General features: G+C 34.7%; 22 protein-coding genes and 1 tRNA gene. 4 read left to right on the forward strand and 19 right to left on the reverse strand.

The window, feature by feature from the left end; translation table 11 throughout:
- Positions 1 to 55: 55 nt before the first annotated feature.
- The 14 genes from IB617_00005 to IB617_00070 form a co-directional block, all read right to left on the reverse strand.
- Positions 56 to 529: a hypothetical protein gene (locus IB617_00005; GenBank protein UZE93225.1), complete on the reverse strand. Its 474-nt coding sequence runs from the start codon at positions 527 to 529 to the stop codon at positions 56 to 58.
- A gap of 54 nt (positions 530 to 583) precedes the next feature.
- Positions 584 to 1,132 carry a hypothetical protein gene (locus tag IB617_00010; GenBank protein UZE93226.1) on the reverse strand — a complete coding sequence of 183 codons (549 nt, stop codon included), beginning with the start codon at positions 1,130 to 1,132 and terminating at the stop codon, positions 584 to 586.
- A 331-nt stretch (positions 1,133 to 1,463) separates the two neighbouring features.
- The gene (locus IB617_00015) at positions 1,464 to 1,712 is read right to left on the reverse strand and encodes a hypothetical protein (protein ID UZE93227.1); all 249 of its coding nucleotides are present in this window, start codon (positions 1,710 to 1,712) and stop codon (positions 1,464 to 1,466) included.
- A 241-nt stretch (positions 1,713 to 1,953) separates the two neighbouring features.
- Positions 1,954 to 2,673: a hypothetical protein gene (locus IB617_00020; GenBank protein UZE93228.1), complete on the reverse strand. Its 720-nt coding sequence runs from the start codon at positions 2,671 to 2,673 to the stop codon at positions 1,954 to 1,956.
- A gap of 271 nt (positions 2,674 to 2,944) precedes the next feature.
- The gene (locus IB617_00025) at positions 2,945 to 3,667 is read right to left on the reverse strand and encodes a VIT1/CCC1 transporter family protein (GenBank protein ID UZE93229.1); all 723 of its coding nucleotides are present in this window, start codon (positions 3,665 to 3,667) and stop codon (positions 2,945 to 2,947) included.
- 256 nt (positions 3,668 to 3,923) lie between these two features.
- Complete coding sequence (locus tag IB617_00030; GenBank protein UZE93230.1) at positions 3,924 to 4,391, reverse strand: hypothetical protein; 468 nt, start codon at positions 4,389 to 4,391, stop codon at positions 3,924 to 3,926.
- A gap of 3 nt (positions 4,392 to 4,394) precedes the next feature.
- Positions 4,395 to 4,736: a hypothetical protein gene (locus IB617_00035; protein UZE93231.1), complete on the reverse strand. Its 342-nt coding sequence runs from the start codon at positions 4,734 to 4,736 to the stop codon at positions 4,395 to 4,397.
- 172 nt (positions 4,737 to 4,908) lie between these two features.
- A complete protein-coding gene (locus IB617_00040; GenBank protein ID UZE93232.1) occupies positions 4,909 to 5,523 on the reverse strand; it encodes a DUF333 domain-containing protein in 615 nt (204 codons plus the stop codon).
- Positions 5,516 to 6,058: an RNA polymerase sigma factor gene (locus tag IB617_00045; protein ID UZE93233.1), complete on the reverse strand. Its 543-nt coding sequence runs from the start codon at positions 6,056 to 6,058 to the stop codon at positions 5,516 to 5,518. Before IB617_00045 ends, IB617_00040 begins: the two co-directional genes overlap by 8 nt.
- A gap of 61 nt (positions 6,059 to 6,119) precedes the next feature.
- Complete coding sequence (locus IB617_00050) at positions 6,120 to 6,701, reverse strand: protease inhibitor I42 family protein (protein UZE93234.1); 582 nt, start codon at positions 6,699 to 6,701, stop codon at positions 6,120 to 6,122.
- Between the two features lie 592 nt (positions 6,702 to 7,293).
- On the reverse strand, positions 7,294 to 7,929 hold the full coding sequence (locus IB617_00055) for a class I SAM-dependent methyltransferase (GenBank protein UZE93235.1): 636 nt from the start codon (positions 7,927 to 7,929) through the stop codon (positions 7,294 to 7,296).
- Between the two features lie 463 nt (positions 7,930 to 8,392).
- A complete protein-coding gene (locus tag IB617_00060; protein UZE93236.1) occupies positions 8,393 to 9,064 on the reverse strand; it encodes a hypothetical protein in 672 nt (223 codons plus the stop codon).
- 161 nt (positions 9,065 to 9,225) lie between these two features.
- Positions 9,226 to 10,455, reverse strand: a complete 1,230-nt coding sequence (locus IB617_00065; GenBank protein ID UZE93237.1) for a sigma-70 family RNA polymerase sigma factor — start codon at positions 10,453 to 10,455, stop codon at positions 9,226 to 9,228.
- Positions 10,456 to 10,464: 9 nt separating this feature from the next.
- Positions 10,465 to 12,201, reverse strand: coding sequence for a DNA primase (locus IB617_00070; GenBank protein UZE93238.1), 1,737 nt, complete (start codon positions 12,199 to 12,201; stop codon positions 10,465 to 10,467).
- A 240-nt stretch (positions 12,202 to 12,441) separates the two neighbouring features.
- Here IB617_00070 and IB617_00075 point away from each other — a divergent pair, with 240 nt between their 5' ends.
- The 4 genes from IB617_00075 to IB617_00090 are packed head-to-tail and all read left to right on the forward strand — an operon-like array spanning position 12,442 to position 17,902.
- Positions 12,442 to 13,950 (forward strand): glycogen synthase, encoded by a 1,509-nt coding sequence (locus IB617_00075; protein ID UZE93239.1) that lies wholly within the window; start codon positions 12,442 to 12,444, stop codon positions 13,948 to 13,950.
- A 3-nt stretch (positions 13,951 to 13,953) separates the two neighbouring features.
- Positions 13,954 to 15,438, forward strand: a complete 1,485-nt coding sequence (locus tag IB617_00080; GenBank protein ID UZE93240.1) for a UvrB/UvrC motif-containing protein — start codon at positions 13,954 to 13,956, stop codon at positions 15,436 to 15,438.
- 17 nt (positions 15,439 to 15,455) lie between these two features.
- A complete protein-coding gene (locus IB617_00085) occupies positions 15,456 to 16,481 on the forward strand; it encodes an aminoglycoside phosphotransferase family protein (GenBank protein ID UZE93241.1) in 1,026 nt (341 codons plus the stop codon).
- Positions 16,482 to 16,486: 5 nt separating this feature from the next.
- On the forward strand, positions 16,487 to 17,902 hold the full coding sequence (locus IB617_00090; protein ID UZE93242.1) for a glycogen synthase: 1,416 nt from the start codon (positions 16,487 to 16,489) through the stop codon (positions 17,900 to 17,902).
- A 74-nt stretch (positions 17,903 to 17,976) separates the two neighbouring features.
- Here the strand turns inward: IB617_00090 and IB617_00095 are convergent.
- From IB617_00095 to IB617_00115, 5 genes are all read right to left on the reverse strand, one after another.
- Positions 17,977 to 18,065, reverse strand: a tRNA-Ser gene (locus IB617_00095).
- A 32-nt stretch (positions 18,066 to 18,097) separates the two neighbouring features.
- Positions 18,098 to 18,994 (reverse strand): M48 family metallopeptidase, encoded by an 897-nt coding sequence (locus tag IB617_00100; protein ID UZE93243.1) that lies wholly within the window; start codon positions 18,992 to 18,994, stop codon positions 18,098 to 18,100.
- Between the two features lie 46 nt (positions 18,995 to 19,040).
- Positions 19,041 to 19,592 carry a LemA family protein gene (locus IB617_00105; GenBank protein ID UZE93244.1) on the reverse strand — a complete coding sequence of 184 codons (552 nt, stop codon included), beginning with the start codon at positions 19,590 to 19,592 and terminating at the stop codon, positions 19,041 to 19,043.
- A 180-nt stretch (positions 19,593 to 19,772) separates the two neighbouring features.
- Positions 19,773 to 21,446, reverse strand: a complete 1,674-nt coding sequence (gene groL, locus IB617_00110; GenBank protein UZE93245.1) for a chaperonin GroEL — start codon at positions 21,444 to 21,446, stop codon at positions 19,773 to 19,775.
- A gap of 23 nt (positions 21,447 to 21,469) precedes the next feature.
- The gene (locus IB617_00115; GenBank protein ID UZE93246.1) at positions 21,470 to 21,760 is read right to left on the reverse strand and encodes a co-chaperone GroES; all 291 of its coding nucleotides are present in this window, start codon (positions 21,758 to 21,760) and stop codon (positions 21,470 to 21,472) included.
- Positions 21,761 to 21,941 lie beyond the last annotated feature (181 nt).

The raw sequence follows: 21,941 nt of genomic DNA on the forward strand, positions 1-21,941 counted from the left end.
ACTTTGTCCTGAGCGGTGTTGAGTGAATTTACCTACTATTAATGGGTTACGGTTCCTAATTGACGGAATTGGTGGTTTCACTAACTTTTTTCTCACTAATCATAAATTCATTGGAGTAGAATCTTTTAATTTCTTTAAATTCTTCTCCCGGTTCACAACCCACACAAACAGGCAAGGCAAGTCGGTGAAGTCTTTCTTCTACAAAAGATAAATTAATTTCAAAAGTTTTAATTTGACCGGGTTCAATACAAGTTTTATTGATATCTGGTTTTTCACATACTCTATAAGGATAACTTTCCCATTGACCATTCTTTTTCTCTAAAAAATAGGGATAACAAGAGGAAAAGCAGATATTTTTTCTGAAATCATTCTTAATGCTCACTCTTAAGTTCTCTCCTTCTTCATCCTCCATCTTATCAGTAGAGCTTAATACAACCATCAAATAATCCTGCCATTTCCAAATTAACCAACCAGCAGTAATTACAAAAACTATTAAAATCACAATTAATATTTTTGTTTTTGTGCTCATATTCTTTTATTTATTATAAAGCAATTGTTTAAAAAACAAAAGCCTAAGCCATTATTAATTTTGCCTTGTTTGTTTTTCTTCTTTCTCTATAAAAGCTCGTCCTCCCTGCCATTGTCCTTTGTATGATGTCGTTTTCCCGGAAACTTCAAGAAAAATCATATTAGCGATTCTCGAACCCATTTCTATTTCAAAATCGCTTCCCGCAAGATTAATTAAGTGAAACCTAAAATTTCCCTTATATCCCGGGTCTACCCTGAAACCCAAAACTAAAATCCCATTAGCGAAAAAAGTGCCACGGGGTATAAAAATTCCATAGAGATTTTTAGGAGTATTTATTATCTCGACTGTTTTTGCAATATAAAATTTTCCTGGCTTTAATTTTAGCTTTTTATTCTCTTTCTCTTTAAATTTGGCAATGAGTTTGTAAAGTGGAGTTTTTCTGGTATCGCGAAAGATAAAACCTTTTCCTTCTCCCATTTCATATACTTCCCCTATTCTAAGGTCAATACCGCATCCTTCGATATTAATATCTTTTTCATCTAAACCTTGAATAAGGTTTTGATTACGTATTAATTCTAACAGTTTATCTGTACCCAAAATCATAAATTACCACTTGAATAAGAATTTATGGTATTTACCTCCTCTATAAATGTATTATTATTCCATTATACCAAAAACCCAAAAAAAATGGCTAAAGTTATTAACAATAGCCAGTTTAAAAATATAAAATAAAAAAGACTAATCATCAGAAGAAGTCTCTAAGGCTTTCTTTACTTCTTTAAGCTCTTCTTTTACTTCTTTTTCCTCTTCATCTTCTTTATGATTTACTTTTTCATCTATCTTTTTAAATAGCATCATAGTATCATACTACATTATTTAATCAATTTATCAACTAAAACATAATCTCCCCTGACAATCTGGTTTAGTTTTTATTTTAATATTCTAATTTAATGCCGAGCTTATCTGCAACTTGATGAAGCCATTTCTCATGGCGACTAACTTGGTTAGTTATTGCTACATATTCTGTTTTCAAATCATCTACAGCTTTAACTAATTTATCTACAGATACAACTAAAGATTGGACTATCTCTCGTAAGCCATCAATGCCTCGTTTAATATCTTTAATATCTTCTTTAGTAGCAACAACCTCTAAAAGTTTTTTAATGTCTTCCTCTGAAAGCATATTTCTAATTGCATTATATCTCCTTAAAAAGCACTGTCAACATTTTGCTCCCCTTATTGGACGCGTTCAGCCGTCTTCTCTCGAAGACGAGTCTCGTTCATTTTATGAATGGGAACCGTGGATTGGGGTAAAATTAGGGAAAATCTTAGAGACTTGGAGACTCTTTTAGCAAAAGTTCAAATAAAAAAAATCCATAAAATAAAAAATAAATGGATTATGGATTTTATTAGTTTTATTAACCCTATTTCTTTCCAGTTAATTCTTTCCAGTGACTCTTTGGCCTGTACCGTGGCGAACCAGCTTTACACAGTGAACACTCTGAAGGATCAACTGCCCACATTCCTTTCTCGATTAAAGATATAACCTTGATTTTTTCATCGTCAATTTCGTAATCTATTGGTAATTTGGGTGGGCGGTGAACTAAAACGCCAACAATTGGTAGAAAATTAACCTGTTCAGAGTTTCCCTCTCTTACTGCTCGTCGGACTTCTTTAAAGGTACCGCTGGTGGTGATAAGTTCCTCGACTTGTAAAACCTTAGCTTTAGCTGGGATAGTCATTCTTTTCCAGAGCATTCGTTTTTTCTCTGGATTGATAGGATCTTTTTCTGTAAATCCGTGGATTGCCCCAAGAGCTTTCGCCACTTCGTAAGAAAAGGTTATATCAGCGTATGCTGACCCAATCACCCAATCTACTTTTCCTATTCCCTTTTCTCGTAATAAGCGAACTAGTTGTAGAGCCAGAATCTCGTTAAGGTTAGGGTATTTCAGAACCTCGGGACAATTGACATAACCATTGCTGCACATTCCAGAAGTCAGTTCAGCATGGGGTTTTTTAGGATCGCCATCGTGAAGCCAGAAAGCATCGCAGAGATCAAACCAATGAAGAATTTCTTCTTCTGTTAGGACTTTCGTATCGAAAGCCCTCGGATTAAGCCCAATTATTTCCTTTATATTTTCCATTTTTTCCACCTCCTTACATTAAACAATTTAATTATTAAGGAGCTATCTTTTCTGATTTTAAAGTTTAACAGAGTTTTTACAAAAGTCAAACCCGAGAGAAAAACTCTCGGATTTTTTAAAAATCGGGACTCCCGTAGTCGGTCTCGAACCAAAATTTGAAGGAAAAATTGGGCGATTTTGAGGGTTCTAAATAACGCCCCTCTGTCCGCCTCAGTTTTAAACTTCGGCGAGATAAATCGGGGCTATTTTTAGCTAAAATAAGACAACAGGTTTATTTCATAATAAAAGAGTTAACAAAAACACCAATAACATAACCTGCTAACGTTGCTATACTTGCTAAGATAAACATTTCAAACCCTGATTTCCACCACCGGCGCTTCGTAAACTTTGTAGTTATGGATCCAAGCACAAATAGGCCAATAAGTGTAATTGTTATAGAGATTATCATGGCTAATGAAACTGGCAAAAAAAGATACGGCAAAACGGGTAAACTTCCACCAATTATATAAGAAAAAAACATAAAGATTCCACTATGTATCGGCTTTTCTGGAACGCCGAGATTAGTGAAAAGTTCTCTATGCATCATTTCTTTCAAAAACAAGGATTTATTTTTGGAAGCTACTAATGCCATTTCTTTTGCAAGAGTTAATGGCCAGCCATCTCTCGTATACATCTTAATTAATTCTTTCCTTTCTTCTTCAGGACCCTCTTCAATCTCTATTTTTTCTTCTTCCAATTTCCGTTCATTGACTTCTTTTACAGATTTAGTTGAAAGATATGAACCAATTCCCATAGATATTGCTTCAACTATGACAATTACGAAACCAGACAAGATAATGAAAAAGTGATTGTTACTACCGGCCGCGATACCAGTTAATGCCCCAAGAGTCGAAAGCATACCATCCTCTATACCAAATACTATTTCACGAATGTTATATAAAAATTTAGATTTCTTATAGTGAATAAAGTTTGCTCTTATTTTTATTCTTTGCATAATTTTTATATTCTTAACAATTTCATTCTACCAAAAAATCGCTCATTTAGCGATTTTTTACTTATATCCATTTCGGGTCGTCCTATCGCCATAGGCCTCTCGGTCGCTTGCTACCGTAGTCGGTCTCAAACCTGACTTTCAGGAACAAATTTAGGGACTTTTAGGGGTATCTCATAATGCTTCTCGGTCCGCCTCCGTTTTAAACTTCGGCGAGATAAATCGAGGCTGTTTTGAACGATAAGACAAATAAAAATTCTTATCTTCCCCACCTAAACAAATTTCTAATCCAGCCGAACACTCCTTTGGTGCTTTTCTCTCTACTTGCTAATTGTTGAAGTCTTACCTGCTCTTGTTCTACATTTTGAACCTGCTCTTGTATCATTGCTTTAACCTCTTCGCCACAAGAGCATTCTTCTCTCAACCGTTTAAGTTCTTGAATTCTCTGTTGATTTTGGTTTAGCTCTCGCTCCATGTCTTCAGCAGCATTCTTATCTCCACCCATAAAAAATCTGACAAAAACATTCCTTTTCTGTATTTTTTCCTCAGCTATTATCGTCGCTTGAACAGAATTGTTGAATTCGCGAGCAATCTGGGAAACTTGAGGACCGATGCCCGTGGCTAAATCCTCGATGGCAAGTAAAGCATGTACTGCTTCTCTGGCTTGATTTTGATTCTGGTATACTTTTTTCTGAATATTGCTTAACCCCTGCATCTCTTGGTTCATTTCCTACTTCCTTTGCTGCACCATTTCTCTTGCTTCATTCATAGTGCGAGCCCTTTGTGGACTTTCCAAGATAAAGGTCTGCCCGCCCGGTCCTTGTCCTGTTTCCTCTCTTTCCTGAACTCGTTCTTCCTCTCTTGTTTGTGTTTGCTGTTCTTCACCGCGATTTTGAGTTTCCTGCTCTGTTTGTATCTGCTGACTCTGACCTGTTTCTTGACCTTTTTCAGAATCTTCTACCCTTGCACCAGTATCCTGAGCTCCTTTTGGAGCAGCGTCTTTTGGTCCAGTAGCAATTACCACTGAGCCAAATAGAGCAAAAATTAAAAATGAAATAATTATTTTTTTCATATATAAAAATTTAGAAATTATGGGTCTCGACCTTTTGTGTTTTATTATACCATAAAAACCGCATTGGGGTAGTTTTTATTTATACCCCCTCGGTCGCCCTAACGGGATAGGCCCCTCGATGAAAATGGTGGAAAATGGTCTTCGTTCACTACCAAAAAACTGCAGATATTAGTTATTTGCAGTCTTCCGGACAAGTTTCTTTTGTCTCAAAACAAGGACAGCCAAGAGCCATGCAGACAAACTCCTGGCATATGCCGTCACCGCACATGTCCTTGCAGAATCTTTCTCCTTTCTGGCATTCTCCCCGGAAAAAGTCCCACTGGCCGCACTCTGAGCCGTCTTCAAATATGCAAAATCCCTTCTGCCCCGCCTCAACCATTCTGTGTTCTAAAACGCCTCCCTGCTCTTCGCAAAAAACCGAAGCTCGATTGGCAAACATGGGTATCTCTTCAAAAACAGGCGGCTCTTCTGTTGGCGCCTGTCTGTTCAAATAATAAACAGCAGGGACAATCAAAAGAGCGCAAAGAAGGAATAAGCTTAAGGCATGGACGTAAGAAAACTTTTGGAAATTAAAGAAATTCCAAAATAAGGCTTTTTTGGCTTTTAACTCAGCTACCCTGTCTAATAATTTAGCTCTTAGTTTTGCTTTGAAGGCTTCGTCAATCTCAACATCGGGCTTTGCCATTAAAAGCTTTTCAATTAGCTTCTCCATCTCATTTTGGTGCTTTCTCAAGCTCCTATCTATGAGATAGAGATCTTCTAAGATTTCTTTAACTCTTTTATCCATAGATGCTTAATAGGATTAATAATAAAACTATTTCTTCTTTGAGTTTTCCTATGGTCCTGGAGAAAATCATCTTGCAGTTTGCCTCGCTCTTTCCCGTAATTTCAGCAATCTCTTTGTAAGACAAGCCGTCCCAAACCCTCATCAAGACAATCTCTCTCTGGTCTTTTTTAATCTTTTTCAGATAATTCTCCGCTTCCCTTAACCTGTCTCTGTACTCAATATCCAGGCTGGGATCTTTGCCCAAGCCCCAAACTTCAGAAATATCAAGCTCGCTTTTTCTGGTTCGATAATGATCAATTACTTTATTTCGGGCAATGCAGTAAATCCAGGCAGAAAAGGTTCCTCTGCCGAGGTCAAAGCCTTGAATCTTCTCCAGGGCCTTAATAAAAGTCTGGCTGGTAATATCTTCTGCTGTTTCTTTGTGCCCGGTCCTGTAGTAAATGAACCTGTATATTTTCTTAAAATAACTATCGTAGAGTTTTTCAAACTCCTTCAGGTTTCCTTTTTTGCATTGCTCAATGATTTCCTGTTCCATTAGTGTATTCTACACGATCTCAGAGTAAAAAGCAGGGCCAAGAACCCTGCTTTTTACAATCCTACTTAATTACCACTTTGTAAATTAGGGTTTTAATCGGTTCCTCCTCCCAGGATCTCCCGTAAGAAAACTTTATTTCTGTCTCTCCCTTCTTCAGGGCAAGGAATTCGAAAGATTCCTGTCCTCCGGCACCAACCGGAACCTCCATTTCTGACTCTTCCGGGTTCTCAATTCCTATAACTCCTCCATCGATTTGATCCTGCGCCCATTGTTCTCTAACCTGATTGCTATCAATAATGTCTCTTGCACCATCGGGAAGATCCTCGGTCTGAATTTCTCCATCTCTGGAAGCCATAACAGATTCAACCATTGCATTTCTTGAAAAGGTTGGCTCCTGAACAATATAGTTTCTGTCAACCAATTCAATAAACCCTTCATCAAACTCCACTGTCCACTGATAGCCGGTAGTGGGATTGGCCTCCAAGACTATTCCAAAGTCCTCGCCAACCTCCTTTTCTATTGTTTGAATGCCGGCGTCTTTTGTGTTTTCTGCTGCTGGAGCAACGATATAATGGCTTGCTCCGTAGCTTACACCGACAACAATAAGCAATGAAATAAAGACGGTAATGATTAACTTTAACATGTTTTTTTAATAATTAATTATATATCTTAACGACCTTTCTACTTAATATAACGATGGGGAGAAAGAAAGGTAACAAAAAAACCGCCTGCTTGAGGAGACGGCGGCTGAAATTTGCTTCGGGGACTGAACAATATTAGAACCTGTTTTATGACTTTTTCTCAGGTATGAAATAAATAAACCATACAAACCAAACCAACCAAATGGCTTCTGAAAAATTTCCACTTAAAAGTCCTTGGATACCCCTTATCCCCATAAATCCGAGAAATCCTAACATCCAATTTTCTCTCATCATAAAAATTTTAATTTTAAATTTAATTAAAATATTTCAGACCTTTCGTTTTCATTCTACCAAAAAATCGCCTTCTTGGCGATTTCTAAATGTGGCTCGGTCTCTCGAAAACCTCACAGTTTGGCTCCGGGGATAGTACAATATACAAACCACTACGCTGTAATTCCTTCGGAATTAAGAGAACTTGGTTTTGGGAGAGATTTCCAGTGATTGAACCAATTAAATGCTTTTCTGTTTAGCTCCAGAGGACGATGTTAGAACCTGTTTTACACAAACCCATCACTATACATAAGACTCAGTTCATTACTTTTTTTGCCTTAAGCTAAAAATCAAATGAGAAAAGAATGATTTTATAGTGCAGAAACCCTTAAAATAGTGCCAGACTCTTTTGTCTTCTCCAATCTTTCGGACAAGGATAAAGTTTTTTATTGGAGTTTTGATAATTTTGTAGTTTTTCTTATTGTTCTTTATCCAAGAAATTACATATTGAGTAGACCTCATCCATGCATCATGAAAAAGGACATAACCTTTGTTATTTAGCAATAAATCAATGTAATAAAAATCAACAAATATAACATCAAATTTATGTCCCCCATCAATAAAGGCAAAATCTACTTTTACACCCCCCTTTAGTAATTTTGGTAAAACATTGTGTGATGAATCATTTTCAAATATGAGGAATTTCTTTAATTTCAACTTTTCTATATTTTTTATCCCAATATTGGAATAAGTTCCTTGAAACGCATCGATCACATAATGCTGACTTTTTGTCGCAGAAATTATATACGCTGTTGAACATCCATACGCAAAACCAACTTCAAGTGTTTTCTTAATTTTATTCTTTTTAAGAAAATTATAAATATATTTACCCTCTTTCTCAGTAATTGAAACTGCTTTCTTCTCTTCTGGTATTCCTAATTGTTGATAAATTTTATCCACAAATACTTTAATTAAAAGTTAGTTTATCAAATTTTTGTTTATATGCTCTAATTTTATCACTAATAAATTCTAGTGTCTAATTCGATATCAAAAAATGGCTTAACAAAGCCATTTCTGGACCCTAGCTCCGGCGGCAGGATTCGAACCTGCAACCTAGTGCTTACACATTATCCTAGTGTTTCCACTAGGGGTGGACTATCTCATCTCCAAGACATAGAAGTCTTACGGAGCGGGGCGCTTCCCCATCCAGAAATAAAATATTCTGGACTAGTACTCCCTTCCGGGATAGTCTCTGAACCTTCCATGAACCCTACGGTTCAGGGCTTGGCTGCGGATTACCATATTTTAACTTTTCTTAAAACTTAGGCTTCCCGCAATTCACCCCGTTTTTCAACCTCGATTTCTCGAAGAAGCTGCGATATTTCACAGGCACCCGCGCTACCATTGCGCCACGCCGGAATGTTTATTTTTTGAAAACCCCTGAAATCCAACCCATTATTCTTCGATGTAAATTTACATCACTTATTTTTATTCTAAACACCCCATAACGATGTTTCACTTTCCTTAATCTATGAGGATTATTCTTAGCAATATAGGTTTTTGTAAATTGTTTAAGAGGAATCTTGGTTATTTTCGACCAATATTTTTTTGCTTCTATTCTATTGAGATTATCATGAATATATAAACTTCCCCTTAATCTCTTTTCAGAAACCTTACAGAATTCCCGAAGCCAGTTAGCCATAAATTTAATAGCTTTTGGGTCAGAATTGGTGATGGAAACATCTCCATCTGTTTTACCTCCCTCTCCATAATATAAGGATATCCCCGCTATAAATCTATCGTGCTTTGAAATATTCCCTACTTCTTTTTTACCTTTTGCTATTAATTTACGAGTTAACTCCTCCCTCTCTCTTTGTTTTTTCTTGGCTCCAATAATACTTCCTTTAAGAGCACCTGTCCTTTTGTTCAAATATAGTCTTTCCAATTGTTTTCTACTTAACTGAATATCGCGCACCCATAAACTCACAGAAGATCTTGAAACACCCAATCTCTTCTGAATTGTTTTAACTGATAAGCCTTTCTTTCGTAGTTCTCTAGCTTTCAATTTTAACTTCAGTTTTCCTGCGTAACCCATTATTTAATTCTTTCATTCTGAACCCTGAATGTCAAGCTATATAACCTTTGTTCTACTATTAGATTATTGTGTAATATATAACTTCTAGTTTAATATAATCTAAATTTTAAAATTTGTGAAGTCTTCTGTATAAAATGTTATTTTCTCCCTCAAATACCAACTTAATATCCTTTTAATTTCTTCAAAGAACGATGTTGACGGATTTTTTCAAGGGCTTTTGCTTCAATTTGACGAATTCTTTCACGTGTTACCCCGAATACCTGACCCACCTCTTCCAAAGTATGAGTAATCCCATCTTCTAAACCAAACCTCATTGATAGAATCTTCTGCTCTCTTGGGGTTAAATCAACTAAAATCTCTTTTAATCTCTCCCTAAGTAAAACTCGAGCTGCATCCAAAGAGGGAGAAATGGTTTTTTCGTCTTTAATGAATTCAGCTAATATTGAATCATCTTCATCATCTCCCACAGGTGTTTCTAACGATATTGTTCGCTGAGAAATTTTCATTAAGTGATGAACTTTACTAACCTCAATTCCCATTTCAGCTGCAATCTCTTCCGGTAAAGGGTCTCTGCCTAAACTTTTTAAAATCCTTTTCTTTGCCTTGTTAAATTTTGAAAGGGTTTCAACCATATGAACAGGTATTCTGATTGTCCTTGCCTGGTCAGCCAAAGCTCGGCTGATTGCTTGCCTTATCCACCAGGTAGCATAGGTGGAAAATTTATAACCTCTCCGCCAATCAAATTTCACAACGGCCCGGAAGAGACCAAGGTTTCCTTCCTGGATCAGGTCAAGGATGGTTAAGTTAGGCGACCTGCCAATGTATCTTTTAGCGATTGAAACCACTAATCTAAGATTAGCTCTGGCTAATTTCTTTTTTGCCTCTTCATCTCCTTTTTCAATTCTTTTTGAAAGTTCTTTCTCTTGGTCTGCAGTTAAAAAGGAAACCCTACCAATCTCTTTTAAATACATTTGAACAGGATCAATTTTTCTTGCTCTACTACCAGTTTTCGTTTTCTTTTCCGGCACTAAGAACTCTTTAACATCTTTTACTTCAATTCCTCTTTTCTCTAATTCTTCATAAAATCTTTCTAAACCTTTGATGTCTTTTTCTGCTTCGGGGAAAAAGTATAAAATCTCAGAAACAGTAATAAAACCTCTTTCCTGACCTTTATTAATCAGTTTTTCAACTTTCTCCTCAAGAAAAACACCCTTTGAACGAGTTCTTGTAAGTCTTTTTCTCTTTTTTCCCACCAACTGGCGGGTTTTCTTTGTTCTTTTCTTTTTACCTTTTCTTACCTTTGTCTTTTTCTTTGGTTTTACTTTTGGTTTTTTCTTCTTTTTTCCCGCCAACCAGCGGTCCTCCAACCGGCGGGTTTTCTTTTTTAACATAGAGTCTAATTAATTAGTAATTATTTTTTTTACCCATTGATTAAATTTTTCAGTCAACTCTTTGATTTTTTTGGAGTCTTTTTCTTCTTCGGCTCTTTTGATTTCAAGAGAAATTTTATTTAATCTATCTTTAACTTTAAGAAATTTTATCTCTTTTAAACAAAATTTAATTTCAGGTATTATTTTCTCTTCTTCTATTTCTTCAATATCTGCTTTTAAGCTGAGATAAGAAAGAAAATTCACTAATTCTTGAGAAAGATTTTTTTGGTTTTCAAAATTATTTAAAATACTAATAACTTCTTGGTTTTTTGATGATAAACAGGAAATAACTTCTTTATTAATAAGGTCAAAGCTTTGAGGTTCTTTTAAAATTAGACTCATTAATCTTTCTTCTAAAAGTTCTTTTCTTGTCTTTTGAAAAATCGGATTTGGAGACTCTAAAATCGATATCTCAACATCTGAAACTCTTTCCGTTTTTATTCTTCGCAATTCTTCTACAACATCCTTCTCTGAAACATTAAGTCTTCTTGCTAATTGTTGAATCCAATGAGACTGCTCAATTTTATTGGGAATCCTTTTTATGACAGGCAGCAGAACTTTTGATATTTCTCTTTTACCTTCCGGTTTTTTTTCGTCGAATTGACCGAATGCATTTTGGAAATAAAAATCTAAAATTGAAAGAGAGTTATCAACTAACTTTTTAAATCTTTTAGGTGCTTTTGATAAAACATCTGCAGGGTCGTTATCTTCGGGAAGCTTTACTACTTTTAGATTAAAACCTTTTGACTGAGCTAAATCTATTCCTCTTTTCGTAGCTTTATCTCCTGCAAAATCCATATCAAAAGCTAAAAATAAATTATCAGAATATCTTTTGAGAATACTTAATTGATAGTTGCTTAAAGCAGTACCTGAAGTAGCGACCGTATTTATCAACTCTGATTGATGAGCCATAACTACATCTACATAACCTTCAACTAAAATACAAAAATCTTTCTTTCTTATTTCTACTTTTGCTTTATCTAAGCCATATAAAATTTTACTTTTGTCGTACAAAATGGTATTAGGGGTATTGACATATTTAGCAATCTTTTCTGATTTTTGTAATACTCTACCTCCAAAGCCAATTACCTGAGAGTTAAAATCAAAGACCGGAAACATAATCCTTGCCCTGAAACGGTCGTAATACTTGCCTCTTTCATTTCTTATTACCAACCCAGTTTTCTCAACTTCTTCTTTTTTGTAGTTTTCTGAAACCAAAAAATTAGTTAATCCCTGCCAGCTATCTGGAGCCCAACCTAATCTCCATTTTTTAACTGATTCCTCGCTTATCCCCCTCTTTAAAAGATAGTCTTTTGCCTTTTTTCCTTTTGAACTATTCCCTAATTGTTTTTCAAAAAATTTAGTTGACAATTCACAAATTTCATACAGTCTTTGTCTTTTAGTCCGCAATTCTGGTCTTATTGGTTTTAATTCAACGCCAGCTTTTTGAGCTAACATCCTTAGAGCATCACCAAATTCTACACCTTCTATTTTCATTACAAAATCAAAGATACTATGCCCTTCGTTACACCCAAAACAATGCCATATTTGTCTGGCAGGAGAAACAAAAAAAGAAGGAGTTTTCTCAGAATGAAAAGGACATAAAGCTCTATAACTTGCTCCTGCTTTTTTTAGTTGGATATAAGAACCAATAACCTCAACTATATCAAGTTTTGATTTTATTTCCTCAATTGGAGAATTAAACATAATAATGTTCTTGCTCGATAAATTAGCTTTCCCGTGCTATAGTAAATCTATTGTCAGAACCTTGTAATGTTTCGCATTAAGGCAAACCAGTCGTTTCACTCCTCATTCATTGCGAAGCAATGACAAGGAGGGGCATAGCCCCGACTGGTTCCGTAATGCTTCGCATTTTAGACATTAGCAAAATTTTAACTAAAAAACAAGGAAATTACGTTTTGAGTTCAATAAACTTGTATTTAAAATATGGAAATTAACCAATTGAAAAAATTTCTTCCATCAAAAAAACTAAAAATCTTATTTGTCGCCTCTGAGGCAGCTCCCTTTGCTAAAGCAGGAGGGTTAGGAGATGTTTTGTATTCTCTTCCTTTAGCTTTGAGAAAGTTAGGTCACGATGCAAGAATAATGATTCCTCGTTATGGGACAATAGACCCTAAAAAGTATAACTTAAAAATAGAAATAAAGGGATTAAAAGTGCCTACTGACCAACCAAAATATTGTCCAACTCTAATTTGTAATGTCAAAAAATATATTGGCAAAAATGCTGTTCCTGCTTATTTTTTGGAAAATATGGAATATTATGAAAAAAGAGCTAATGTCTATGGATATTCTGACGACCAGATAAGATGGGCTCTTTTATCTCGAGGAGCAATAGAGTTTTTAAAACATTCTTCCTGGGTGCCTGACGTAATTGTTGCTTCTGATTGGCAAACAGGCCTTATTCCTAATTATATAAAGACTGTTTATAAAAAAGATTCTGTTGTTTCAAAAATCCCGGTTGTGTTTGCTATTCATAATCTTCGCTATCAAGGAATGTGTGATTTTCGCTTTGTCCAAGAAACTGAACGTGATTCAGGCAGAGAGCCAATTCCTGATTTTTTCAATCCTCGCCTGGCAAAATTAAATTGGACGTTAAGGGGAATTATGTATAGTAATTCTATTATTGTTGTTTCCCCTACTTACGCTAAAGAAATATTGACCCCGGAATACGGAGAAGGTCTGGAGAAAATACTCTCTGAAAAACAACATAAAATTTATGGAATTTTAAATGGAATTAATTATAAAAAATATAATCCAGAAACATCTCCTCATATCCCCGTACATTACAATATAAGGACTATTACGAGAAAAAAAAAGAATAAAATTCACCTTCAAAAAAGATTAGGACTACCCCAAAATCCAGAGGTTTTTGTGATAGGAATTGTCTCTCGCCTCACTGACCAAAAAGGATTTGATTTGTTAGGAAACATTATAAAACCCTTATTCAAAAATTTATCTTTTCAGCTTGTGATTTTAGGAGACGGAGACCCGCGATATAAAGAAATGATTCAGAAAGGAAAAGAGCGATTTCCTGAAAAAATTGGTTATTTTTTTGGCTTTGATGTCTCTCTACCACATTTGGTTTTTGCAGGAGCTGACGCTATCTTAATTCCGTCCAAGTTTGAACCCTGCGGAATAGTTCAAATGCAGGCAATGAGATTTGGCTGTATTCCTATTGTCAGAAAAACGGGGGGGTTAGCCGATACAGTAGAAGATTTTAATCCTAAAAAAAGAAAGGGTGATGGCTTTGTCTTTGAAGAGTATGATTCTTGGTCATTATTTACAACTATTGTCAGGGCTAAAACTTCCTTTGAGTTTAAAAATATATGGGAAAAATTAATAAGAAAGGTGATGAAAAAAGATTTTTCCTGGGAAAAATCAGCTAAAAAGTATCTGAAAGTTCTTTCTCAGTTGGTTGAAAAAAATCGCAAATAAACTATGTACTGGGTTAATTTTCTACATATCTATCAGCCAATATATCAATCAAAAGAAATTCTCGATAGGGTGGTCAATGAATCCTACAGGCCTTTATTCAAAGGTCTTTTAAAAATTCCCGGAATAAAAATCAACCTCAATATTAACGCTTCCTTAACTGAAATTTTAATAAAAGAAGGATATGGAGACGTTATAAAAAATATTAAAAGATTAGCCAGAGCAAAAAAATTAGAATTCACTGAAAGCGCTAAATATCATCCCTTATTGCCTTTTTTAAAAAAGAAAGAAATAATCCGCCAAATCCAAAAAAATAATAAGGATAACAAAAAATACTTTGGTAATGTTTATAACCCGGTTTGTTTCTTTCCGCCAGAAATGGCTTATAGTTCTCTTGTCGGAAAAACCGTCTCTCGCTTAGGTTATAAAATGATTATTTTAGATGACATCTCTTATAATGGTGGAAAAAATTATTCTCCGAAAGATAAATTATTTACCGTAAAAGGAACAGGTGGTTTAATTGCTGTTTTCCGAGAAAGAAGGGTTTCTAATTGCATTATGAGTGCTGTTATAAGGAATAAAAAAGAATTTATTGATTTAGTAAAAGAAGAATTAAAAGAAAATAAATATCTCTGTACGGCAGTGGATGGAGAAACCTTTGGACATCACAGACCCGGCTTAGAAAAATTCCTTTTCAAAATTGTTGAATGTAAAAAACCAAAGCAAATCTTTTTTTCCGAACTTCCAAAATATTTTAAGCTAAAAGGAGAAATCAGTCCCGTTAAAGCAACCTGGGCTTCCGCACAAGAAGATATAATAAAAGGTGTCCAATTTTATTCCTGGAAGGACCCAAAAAATAAAGTACATCAGCTTCAATGGAGATTTTTAAATTATCTCATTAAACTTTCAAAAACAAAGAAGTGCAGTCCAAAAATCCAAGACAAATTAGATAGAACCATGGCTTCTGATCAGTTTTTTTGGGCTTCGGGTGAGCCTTGGTGGAGTATTGAAATGATTGAAAAGGAGGCTTTGTCAATGCTAAAGACTCTAAAGTCATTACCTTCTGTTACGAGAAACCAAATTCAAAAAGGCAAAGATTATTATAAAGAGATTCTTTCTACTGCTTTCTGGTGGCAAAGAAGTGGAAAAATTGAAGCTTTAGCGAAAAAATATAAAGAGGCGGTAAAAATTCCTTTCAAAGAAAGAACATTAGGACAGGGGAAACCCGAAGTTTATTATGCTTTTCTTGAGCTAATGAGAAGAAAAATGCAAACAGCAGCAAAAAAGAAGAATTTTGAAAGAGCAATTCTTTGGAGAGATGCTATTTGGAAGTTAGAAACAAAAAACGATATATACGATGCTCTTCATGCCGTTGACCTTTTAAGATTAGAAGTGCCGGATCCTCAATTAAAAAAAATAATGGACAGATATAAGGAAAAGTATAAAAAAATTAAACCGGGACAGCCGGAATCAAGAAGAGCAATACATTAATTGAATTTAGAATATAAATGCAAATTTTAAATTTATTAGACAGAAAATGGGTTGAAAAATTCCTTCAAAACCGTTTTCACAAATATTTTCCCAAAGCAGAAAAGTTGATAGATTTTAAGATTAAGACTTTAAAAATATTTTTAGATCACCAACGAATAAGTACCAGATACAATCTGGTTTTGTCTTATAGAAATAAAAATTTAAAAAAATCAATAATTGTTAAGGCGGAAAAAAAACCGAATTTTGATGAAGGGATTTCTAGAATAAAAACAGATTATTTAGCCAATCTCATTTTAACGAATCAAGGACTGAACTACCTTATTCCCCGTGCCTTAGAATATTATCAACCCTTGGGGGCTTTTTTTTATGAACCAATTGAAGGTACTTGTCTTAAACAACTAAGTATTGAACACCGCGGAGAGGAATTCCTAAAATTTATCCCAGAAGTTGCTACGTCTCTTAAAAAAATACATCTGGTTAAAAACCACCAACAAATAATCTTACGGAACCAAGCTTGGGAAAAAAGACAGTATAAAAACTATTTATGTTTAATGGAAAAATATTATCCTTTCGGTCTCGATCGTTTTAAGAAATTAATCCAATACTGTAAAAACTTTAGAATAAAAAATAAAAATGATTTCTCCGTCAAAAACTATTGTCTGACTCACGGAGATCTTCACAGCGGTAATATTTTTATAAGTAAGCGGCAAATAAGATTTTTAGATTTTTCCGAGGCTAGACTTTACGATCCCCTTAGTGACTTAGGTTGCTTTTTTATGCATACTGAATTGATGCTTGAATATGACTTCCACGCAAACTACCAAGAAATGATTAATAAAGTCAAAAATTTATTCTATCAAAATTATTTTACGCGCCCCCCAACCAACCCAGAGAAAAATAGGGTCTATTATTACTCGCTTCATACTCTATTCAAAATTATCGGTTATGCTGCTCTAAATGAAAACAGTGATAGGAAATTAATAGAATCGAACAAATTACTAGAAAAATTAATTAAAATTGGAGAAGAAAAAATAAATCTTTAAAAAATATGAAAATCTTATTAGTTGGTTCAGAATGCGCCCCAGTGGCGAAAGTAGGAGGATTAGCAGATGTGGTAGGATCCCTACCAAAAGCTCTTAAATCACTAAGGGTAGATGTTTCTGTGATTCTCCCTTTTTATAAGGTAGTTAAGATTAAAAAAAGCAAATTAAGACTAGTAAAAAGGAGAATTCCTGTCTTTTTTAACCAAAAAGAAGAAAGTTTTAATCTGTGGAAAACATTTTTACCTAAAAGTCGGGTCCCTCTTTTATTGGTAGAGAATAATAAGTACTTTTTCGGTAAAGGGGTTTATGTAGAGAGCGATGCTTCTTCAGGGGGAAGCGAAAAGGAAGCGGCCCGTTTTCTTTTTCTCTCTACAGCAAGTATTGAAATTGCCAAGATGATGAAAGCTGACATTCTTCATTGTCAGGACTGGCATACAGCTTTAATTCCTTATTTAATTAAAAAAGAGAGTTATAAGATAAAAACCCTTTTAACCATTCATAATTTAGGATATCAGGGGATATATAAAAGCAAGGCGGTAAATAAACTCTTGGGAACAAGATTCCCTGGAAAACAAGTGAATTGTCTTAAGCTTGGAATCTTAACTGCAGATTTTATAAACACGGTCAGTCCCAGTTATGCAAAAGAAATTTTAACCAGAAAATACGGAGCTGGACTTCAAAAATACCTCAAAAGAAGAAAAAAACACTTAATAGGAATAGTAAATGGTTTAGATTTGGAGGTTTTTAATCCTAAAACTGATCCCTTTTTAAAGAAAAGATATTCTTGGAAAAATATAAAAGACAAAAGTTATAATAAGATTTATTTACAGAAAAAATGCTTTAAAAAAGCAAATCTTAAAATACCAATCTTAGGGATTGTTTCCAGATTAGCAGACCAAAAGGGATTCGATTTAATAAAAGGCATCTTCAGATACCTAATAAAAGAAGAACTTCAATTTATTCTTCTTGGAAAAGGTTCAAAAAAATACGAAAAGTTTTTTCAACAGTCTGTTAAGCGCTTTCCAGAAAAATGTTGCGTTAAAATCGGTTTTGATGAAAAATTAGCCCATCAAATTTATGGAGGAGCAGATATGTTTTTAATGCCATCTTTTTTTGAACCCTGTGGCTTGGGTCAACAAATAGCAATGAAATACGGGACCGTCCCTGTTGCAAGAGCAGTCGGAGGAATAAAGAATACGGTTTTTCCTGTAAAAATTAAGCGAAACAGAATAAAAGGAAATGGTTTTTTGTTTAATAGATATAGTCAAAAAGACCTTTTTGAATCAATTAAAAAAGCTTTAGGTTTTTATGAAAAAAAAGATATCTGGAAACAAATACAAATCAATGGAATGAAACAAGACTTTTCCTGGAAAAAATCAGCAAAAAAATATAAATCTTTATACAAAAAAATATTAGATTAAGATAGATTTTTATTTAAAATCCCTGACCGAAAGCAGGGATTTTTTAATCTGACAGAAATAATTAACAACTGTGATGGCGGAGAGGACAGGACTCGAACCTGCAAACCCCGTAAGGGGTCCTGGTTCTCCAAACCAGTGCCTTAGCCATTCGGCGCACCTCTCCAGAATTTGGATATTTAGCCTTAGAAATTTATTTTAAACCTCCATACCCCTTAAGGCCTTTATTCTTTCTTCCACCGGAGGATGAGTAGAAAACAGTTTTGTCAGCCAGTTTTTTTGTTTAAAAGGATTAACAATATATAAATGAGCAGTAGAATTATCTATCTTTTTGAAGGGGGCTGGGTCTTGAGAAATCTTTTCTAAAGCCCTTGCTAATCCCTCAGGGTATCTTGTTAAGAGAGATCCTGTAGCATCAGCTAAAAACTCCCTCTTTCTCGAAATTGCCAATCTGATTAAAGAAGCTATAACTGGAGCTAAGACAGCTCCAATAATACCCAAAAATATAAAGATTACACCCAAACCTCTTGATTCTCTTTCTCTCCTCCCGCCCCTGTTCAAATAACTAAATCTCAAAAACATTCTCGAGAGTAAAGCTACAACCCCCACTAAAACTACCAACACGGTACCTAAAAGCATATCTTTATTTCCAATATGAGCTAATTCATGAGCAATAACGCCTTCTAATTCTGTTCTTTCCAATTTCTCTAAAAGCCCTCTGGTAACAGCAATGACTGCGTGTTTTTCATCCCTGCCCGTGGCAAAAGCATTAGGTTGTGCTTCATTGATTATATAAATTTTAGGCAGAGATAAGCCAGCTGTAATAGAAACATTTTCAACCAGTCGGTAGAGTTCTGGATTATCTCTCTTTTTAATTTCACGAGCACCAACCATTGCCAGCACAATTTTATCTGAATACCAATAACCAACAAAACTTTGAATAGTACTCAAAAATATTGCTAAAATTAAAAAGGTGTTATCGTTCAACAGATAACTGAAAAACCAGCCTAAAAAAATAATAAATACCAAAAACGATATCAGTAAAATCCATGTTTTGCGGATATTGAAATCTGCTTGGGTATATAAAGTTGCCATAACTTTCAAAATTCCAAATCTCAAATTCCAAGTTCAGTTTTAAACTTTAAAACTTAACCTTTGGTGCTTCTCTCTCTTCGGCTTCTGTTAATTCAAAGAGTTCCATCTTTTTAAATCCCAAAAGCGAAGCTATAAGATTTGCCGGGAAGCTCTCAATCTTGATACTCAAATCTCTAACGTTGCTGTTGTAAAATCTCCTGGCAGCTTGAACCTTATCTTCTGTATCTCTAAGTTCTCTCTGGAGCTCTAAAAAGTTCTGAGAAGCTTTTAAATCAGGATAACTTTCAGAAACTGCAAAAAGAGTTTTTAAGGTCTGGGAAAGAGCATTTTCTGCCTCTTGTTTTTCTTTCACACCCGCAGCACCCATTGCTCTTGCTCTGGCTGTAGTAACCTTTTCAAAGACTTCTTTTTCATGGGTTGCATATCCTTTTACTGTTTCTACTAAATTTGGAATTAAATTATATCTTCTTTTTAACTGAACATCTATATCAGCCCAAGCCTCTTTTGCTCTATTTTTGAGTCTTACCAAACCATTGTAAATAAGAACAATCCAAAAGAAAACTAAAACTAATATTGCTAAAATAACTCTATAAAACATTTTGATGATTAGTGTTTAAGGTCCTTAATAAGTATAATCGACCTTTTATAGTTCATATTATACCTTAGTTTTACCTTTAAGCAAACCGGTCGCTTCGCTCCCTGTAATTACTGCGCAATTAAGAATTAAAGCCCCCACAAAAAATAGTGGAGGCTAAAATGTCTAATCTGACAAAACAGACTAATATGCTCTGGGAATTTCAGGAGTTTTCTTTTCTTCCGGTAATTCTGCGACTATAACTTCAGTTGTCAAAATCATAGAAGCTGCGGAAGCTGCGTTTTCCAGAGCTATTCTTACTACTTTGGTAGGGTCAAGAATCCCTTCCTGAACCATATTTACAAGCTTGCCTGTAACAGCATTATAACCCAAAGCCCAATCAATTTTATCGATTTGCTCTGTTCCTTTCTTCCTCGTGTCTACTATTTTTTTTAAGATTTGATACAAAATGACCTCGTCAGCTCCTGAGTTTTTTATTATTTGTTTTAACGGAGCCTGACAGGCATTTTTTATTATATTATGTCCTGAAAAATAACCTTTTTCTTCTAAATTCGATAAATGCTTTTCTTTTCCGGAGTCATCTGTTAATAAAGCTGCTGCAGCTAAAGCTACCCCACCTCCTGGCACAACCCCTTCTTCAACAGCTGCTTTGGAAGCAGCTAAAGCATCCTCAATTTTGTGCTGTTTACCTTTTTGTTCAACTTCTGTTGCAGCTCCAACCTTAATGACAGCTACCCCTCCTGCTAACTTTGCCAGTCTTTCCTGCAACTTTTCTTTATCAAACTCTGATTCAATAGTTTTAAGTTCCTGTTTTATCTGGTTGATTCTTGAATCAATCTCTTCTTTTTTCCCTTTTCCTTCTATAACAGTAGTCTTTTCTTTAGTGGATACAACCCTTCTGGCAGAGCCCAATTTGTCTAAACCGATGTTTTCTAACTTTAACCCAAGCTCCTCTGAAATTACTTGAGCTCCAGTAATACAGGCTATATCCTGAAGCATTTCTTTTTTCCTATCGCCAAAACCGGGAGCTTTCAAAGCTAAAGTTTTGAAGATGCCACGGAGCTTATTAACCACTAAAGTAGCTAATGCATCTCCCTCTACGTCATCTGCAATAATAACTAATTCTTTTTTGCCCGTTTGACTTACTTTCTCTAAAATTGGCAAAATCTCTTGAAGACTGGAAATTTTTCTGTCGGTAACTAAAATATAAGGATTCTCATAAACAGCCTCCATCCTTTCAGCATCAGTAATCATGTAAGGAGAAATATATCCTCTATCAAACTGAAGTCCTTTTACAATTTCCTTTTGAAGTCCGAAAGTTTTTGATTCTTCAACAGTAATGACTCCGTCCTTACCAACTTCTTCCATTATATCACCAATTAAATTTCCGATTTCTTTGCTTTCAGCAGAAATTGTGGCTACTTTTACTATATCTCCTCTGTTTCCTATTTTTATGGAACGTTTTTTCAAAAAATCAATTATTTTATTAACCCTGTCTTTAATTCCTTTGTTAATATCAGCTGGAGTAAAACCTGCTTCAACCAGTTTTAAACCTTCTTTAATGATGGCTTGAACTAAAATCACTGCTGTAGTGGTTCCATCTCCAACAGTATCGTTGGTCTTCTCAGCAACCTCTTTCGCAATCTCAGCTCCTAAATTCTCTACTTTTTCTTCTAATTCAATTTCTTTTGCAATGGTTACTCCATCATTGGTAATGGTAGGAACCCCAAAGCCTTTATCTAAAACAACGTTGTGTCCTCCGGGACCTAAGGTGACCTTAACGGCATTTGCTAATTTATCTACTCCCTCTTTTAAATTTTTTCGAGCCAATTCTTGGTAAATAATTTTTTTTGCCATAGTGGTAATAAAAATATGTGATGTTATTCTATTATCGCTAAGATATCTTCTTGTTTAGCAATAAGATATTCCTTTCCGTCGACTTTTATTTCATTTGGGCCGTATTTTGTAAACAAAACCTCTTGGCCTACTTTTATCTCCATAGGAATAATATTACCTGAATCATTTCTTTTTCCAGGTCCCACGGCAATAACTTTTCCCTGTTCCGGTTTTTCTTTATCAGCTGTCTCTGGCAATAAAATTCCAGATTTTGTTCTTTCTTCTTCCTTTATTGGTTCTATTAAAACATGGTCTGATAAAGGTTTTATATTCATTGTTCTTTGTTTTTTTTATTTTAGCAAGCGCGACCTTTGAGTGCTAATTGATATTCTTAATATATAAAGAAAGGGTATATAATGTCAAGCCCCAACGGTAATGTATACATACTTTTTACACTTTACTATTAAGATAGAGATATATAAATTAAAAATGGTCAAGAACAATTCTTGATCAATT

This window comes from Candidatus Nealsonbacteria bacterium, assembly GCA_026016225.1.
Classification (GTDB): Bacteria; Patescibacteriota; Minisyncoccia; order Minisyncoccales; family JANBVM01; genus Nealson33H.

Excerpts from the sequence above, each read along its gene's own strand:
- IB617_00080 (UZE93240.1), top strand. The coding sequence starts at position 13,954 with ATGTACTGGGTTAATTTTCTACATATCTATCAGCCAATATATCAATCA.
- IB617_00040 (UZE93232.1), bottom strand. The coding sequence starts at position 5,523 with ATGGATAAAAGAGTTAAAGAAATCTTAGAAGATCTCTATCTCATAGAT.
- IB617_00065 (UZE93237.1), bottom strand. The coding sequence starts at position 10,455 with ATGTTAAAAAAGAAAACCCGCCGGTTGGAGGACCGCTGGTTGGCGGGA.
- IB617_00020 (UZE93228.1), bottom strand. The coding sequence starts at position 2,673 with ATGGAAAATATAAAGGAAATAATTGGGCTTAATCCGAGGGCTTTCGAT.
- IB617_00025 (UZE93229.1), bottom strand. The coding sequence starts at position 3,667 with ATGCAAAGAATAAAAATAAGAGCAAACTTTATTCACTATAAGAAATCT.
- IB617_00035 (UZE93231.1), bottom strand. The coding sequence starts at position 4,736 with ATGAAAAAAATAATTATTTCATTTTTAATTTTTGCTCTATTTGGCTCA.
- IB617_00115 (UZE93246.1), bottom strand. The coding sequence starts at position 21,760 with ATGAATATAAAACCTTTATCAGACCATGTTTTAATAGAACCAATAAAG.
- IB617_00030 (UZE93230.1), bottom strand. The coding sequence starts at position 4,391 with ATGAACCAAGAGATGCAGGGGTTAAGCAATATTCAGAAAAAAGTATAC.
- IB617_00100 (UZE93243.1), bottom strand. The coding sequence starts at position 18,994 with ATGGCAACTTTATATACCCAAGCAGATTTCAATATCCGCAAAACATGG.
- IB617_00045 (UZE93233.1), bottom strand. The coding sequence starts at position 6,058 with ATGGAACAGGAAATCATTGAGCAATGCAAAAAAGGAAACCTGAAGGAG.
- IB617_00075 (UZE93239.1), top strand. The coding sequence starts at position 12,442 with ATGGAAATTAACCAATTGAAAAAATTTCTTCCATCAAAAAAACTAAAA.
- IB617_00060 (UZE93236.1), bottom strand. The coding sequence starts at position 9,064 with ATGGGTTACGCAGGAAAACTGAAGTTAAAATTGAAAGCTAGAGAACTA.
- IB617_00085 (UZE93241.1), top strand. The coding sequence starts at position 15,456 with ATGCAAATTTTAAATTTATTAGACAGAAAATGGGTTGAAAAATTCCTT.
- IB617_00010 (UZE93226.1), bottom strand. The coding sequence starts at position 1,132 with ATGATTTTGGGTACAGATAAACTGTTAGAATTAATACGTAATCAAAAC.
- IB617_00005 (UZE93225.1), bottom strand. The coding sequence starts at position 529 with ATGAGCACAAAAACAAAAATATTAATTGTGATTTTAATAGTTTTTGTA.
- IB617_00070 (UZE93238.1), bottom strand. The coding sequence starts at position 12,201 with ATGTTTAATTCTCCAATTGAGGAAATAAAATCAAAACTTGATATAGTT.
- groL (UZE93245.1), bottom strand. The coding sequence starts at position 21,446 with ATGGCAAAAAAAATTATTTACCAAGAATTGGCTCGAAAAAATTTAAAA.
- IB617_00105 (UZE93244.1), bottom strand. The coding sequence starts at position 19,592 with ATGTTTTATAGAGTTATTTTAGCAATATTAGTTTTAGTTTTCTTTTGG.
- IB617_00015 (UZE93227.1), bottom strand. The coding sequence starts at position 1,712 with ATGCTTTCAGAGGAAGACATTAAAAAACTTTTAGAGGTTGTTGCTACT.
- IB617_00090 (UZE93242.1), top strand. The coding sequence starts at position 16,487 with ATGAAAATCTTATTAGTTGGTTCAGAATGCGCCCCAGTGGCGAAAGTA.
- IB617_00050 (UZE93234.1), bottom strand. The coding sequence starts at position 6,701 with ATGTTAAAGTTAATCATTACCGTCTTTATTTCATTGCTTATTGTTGTC.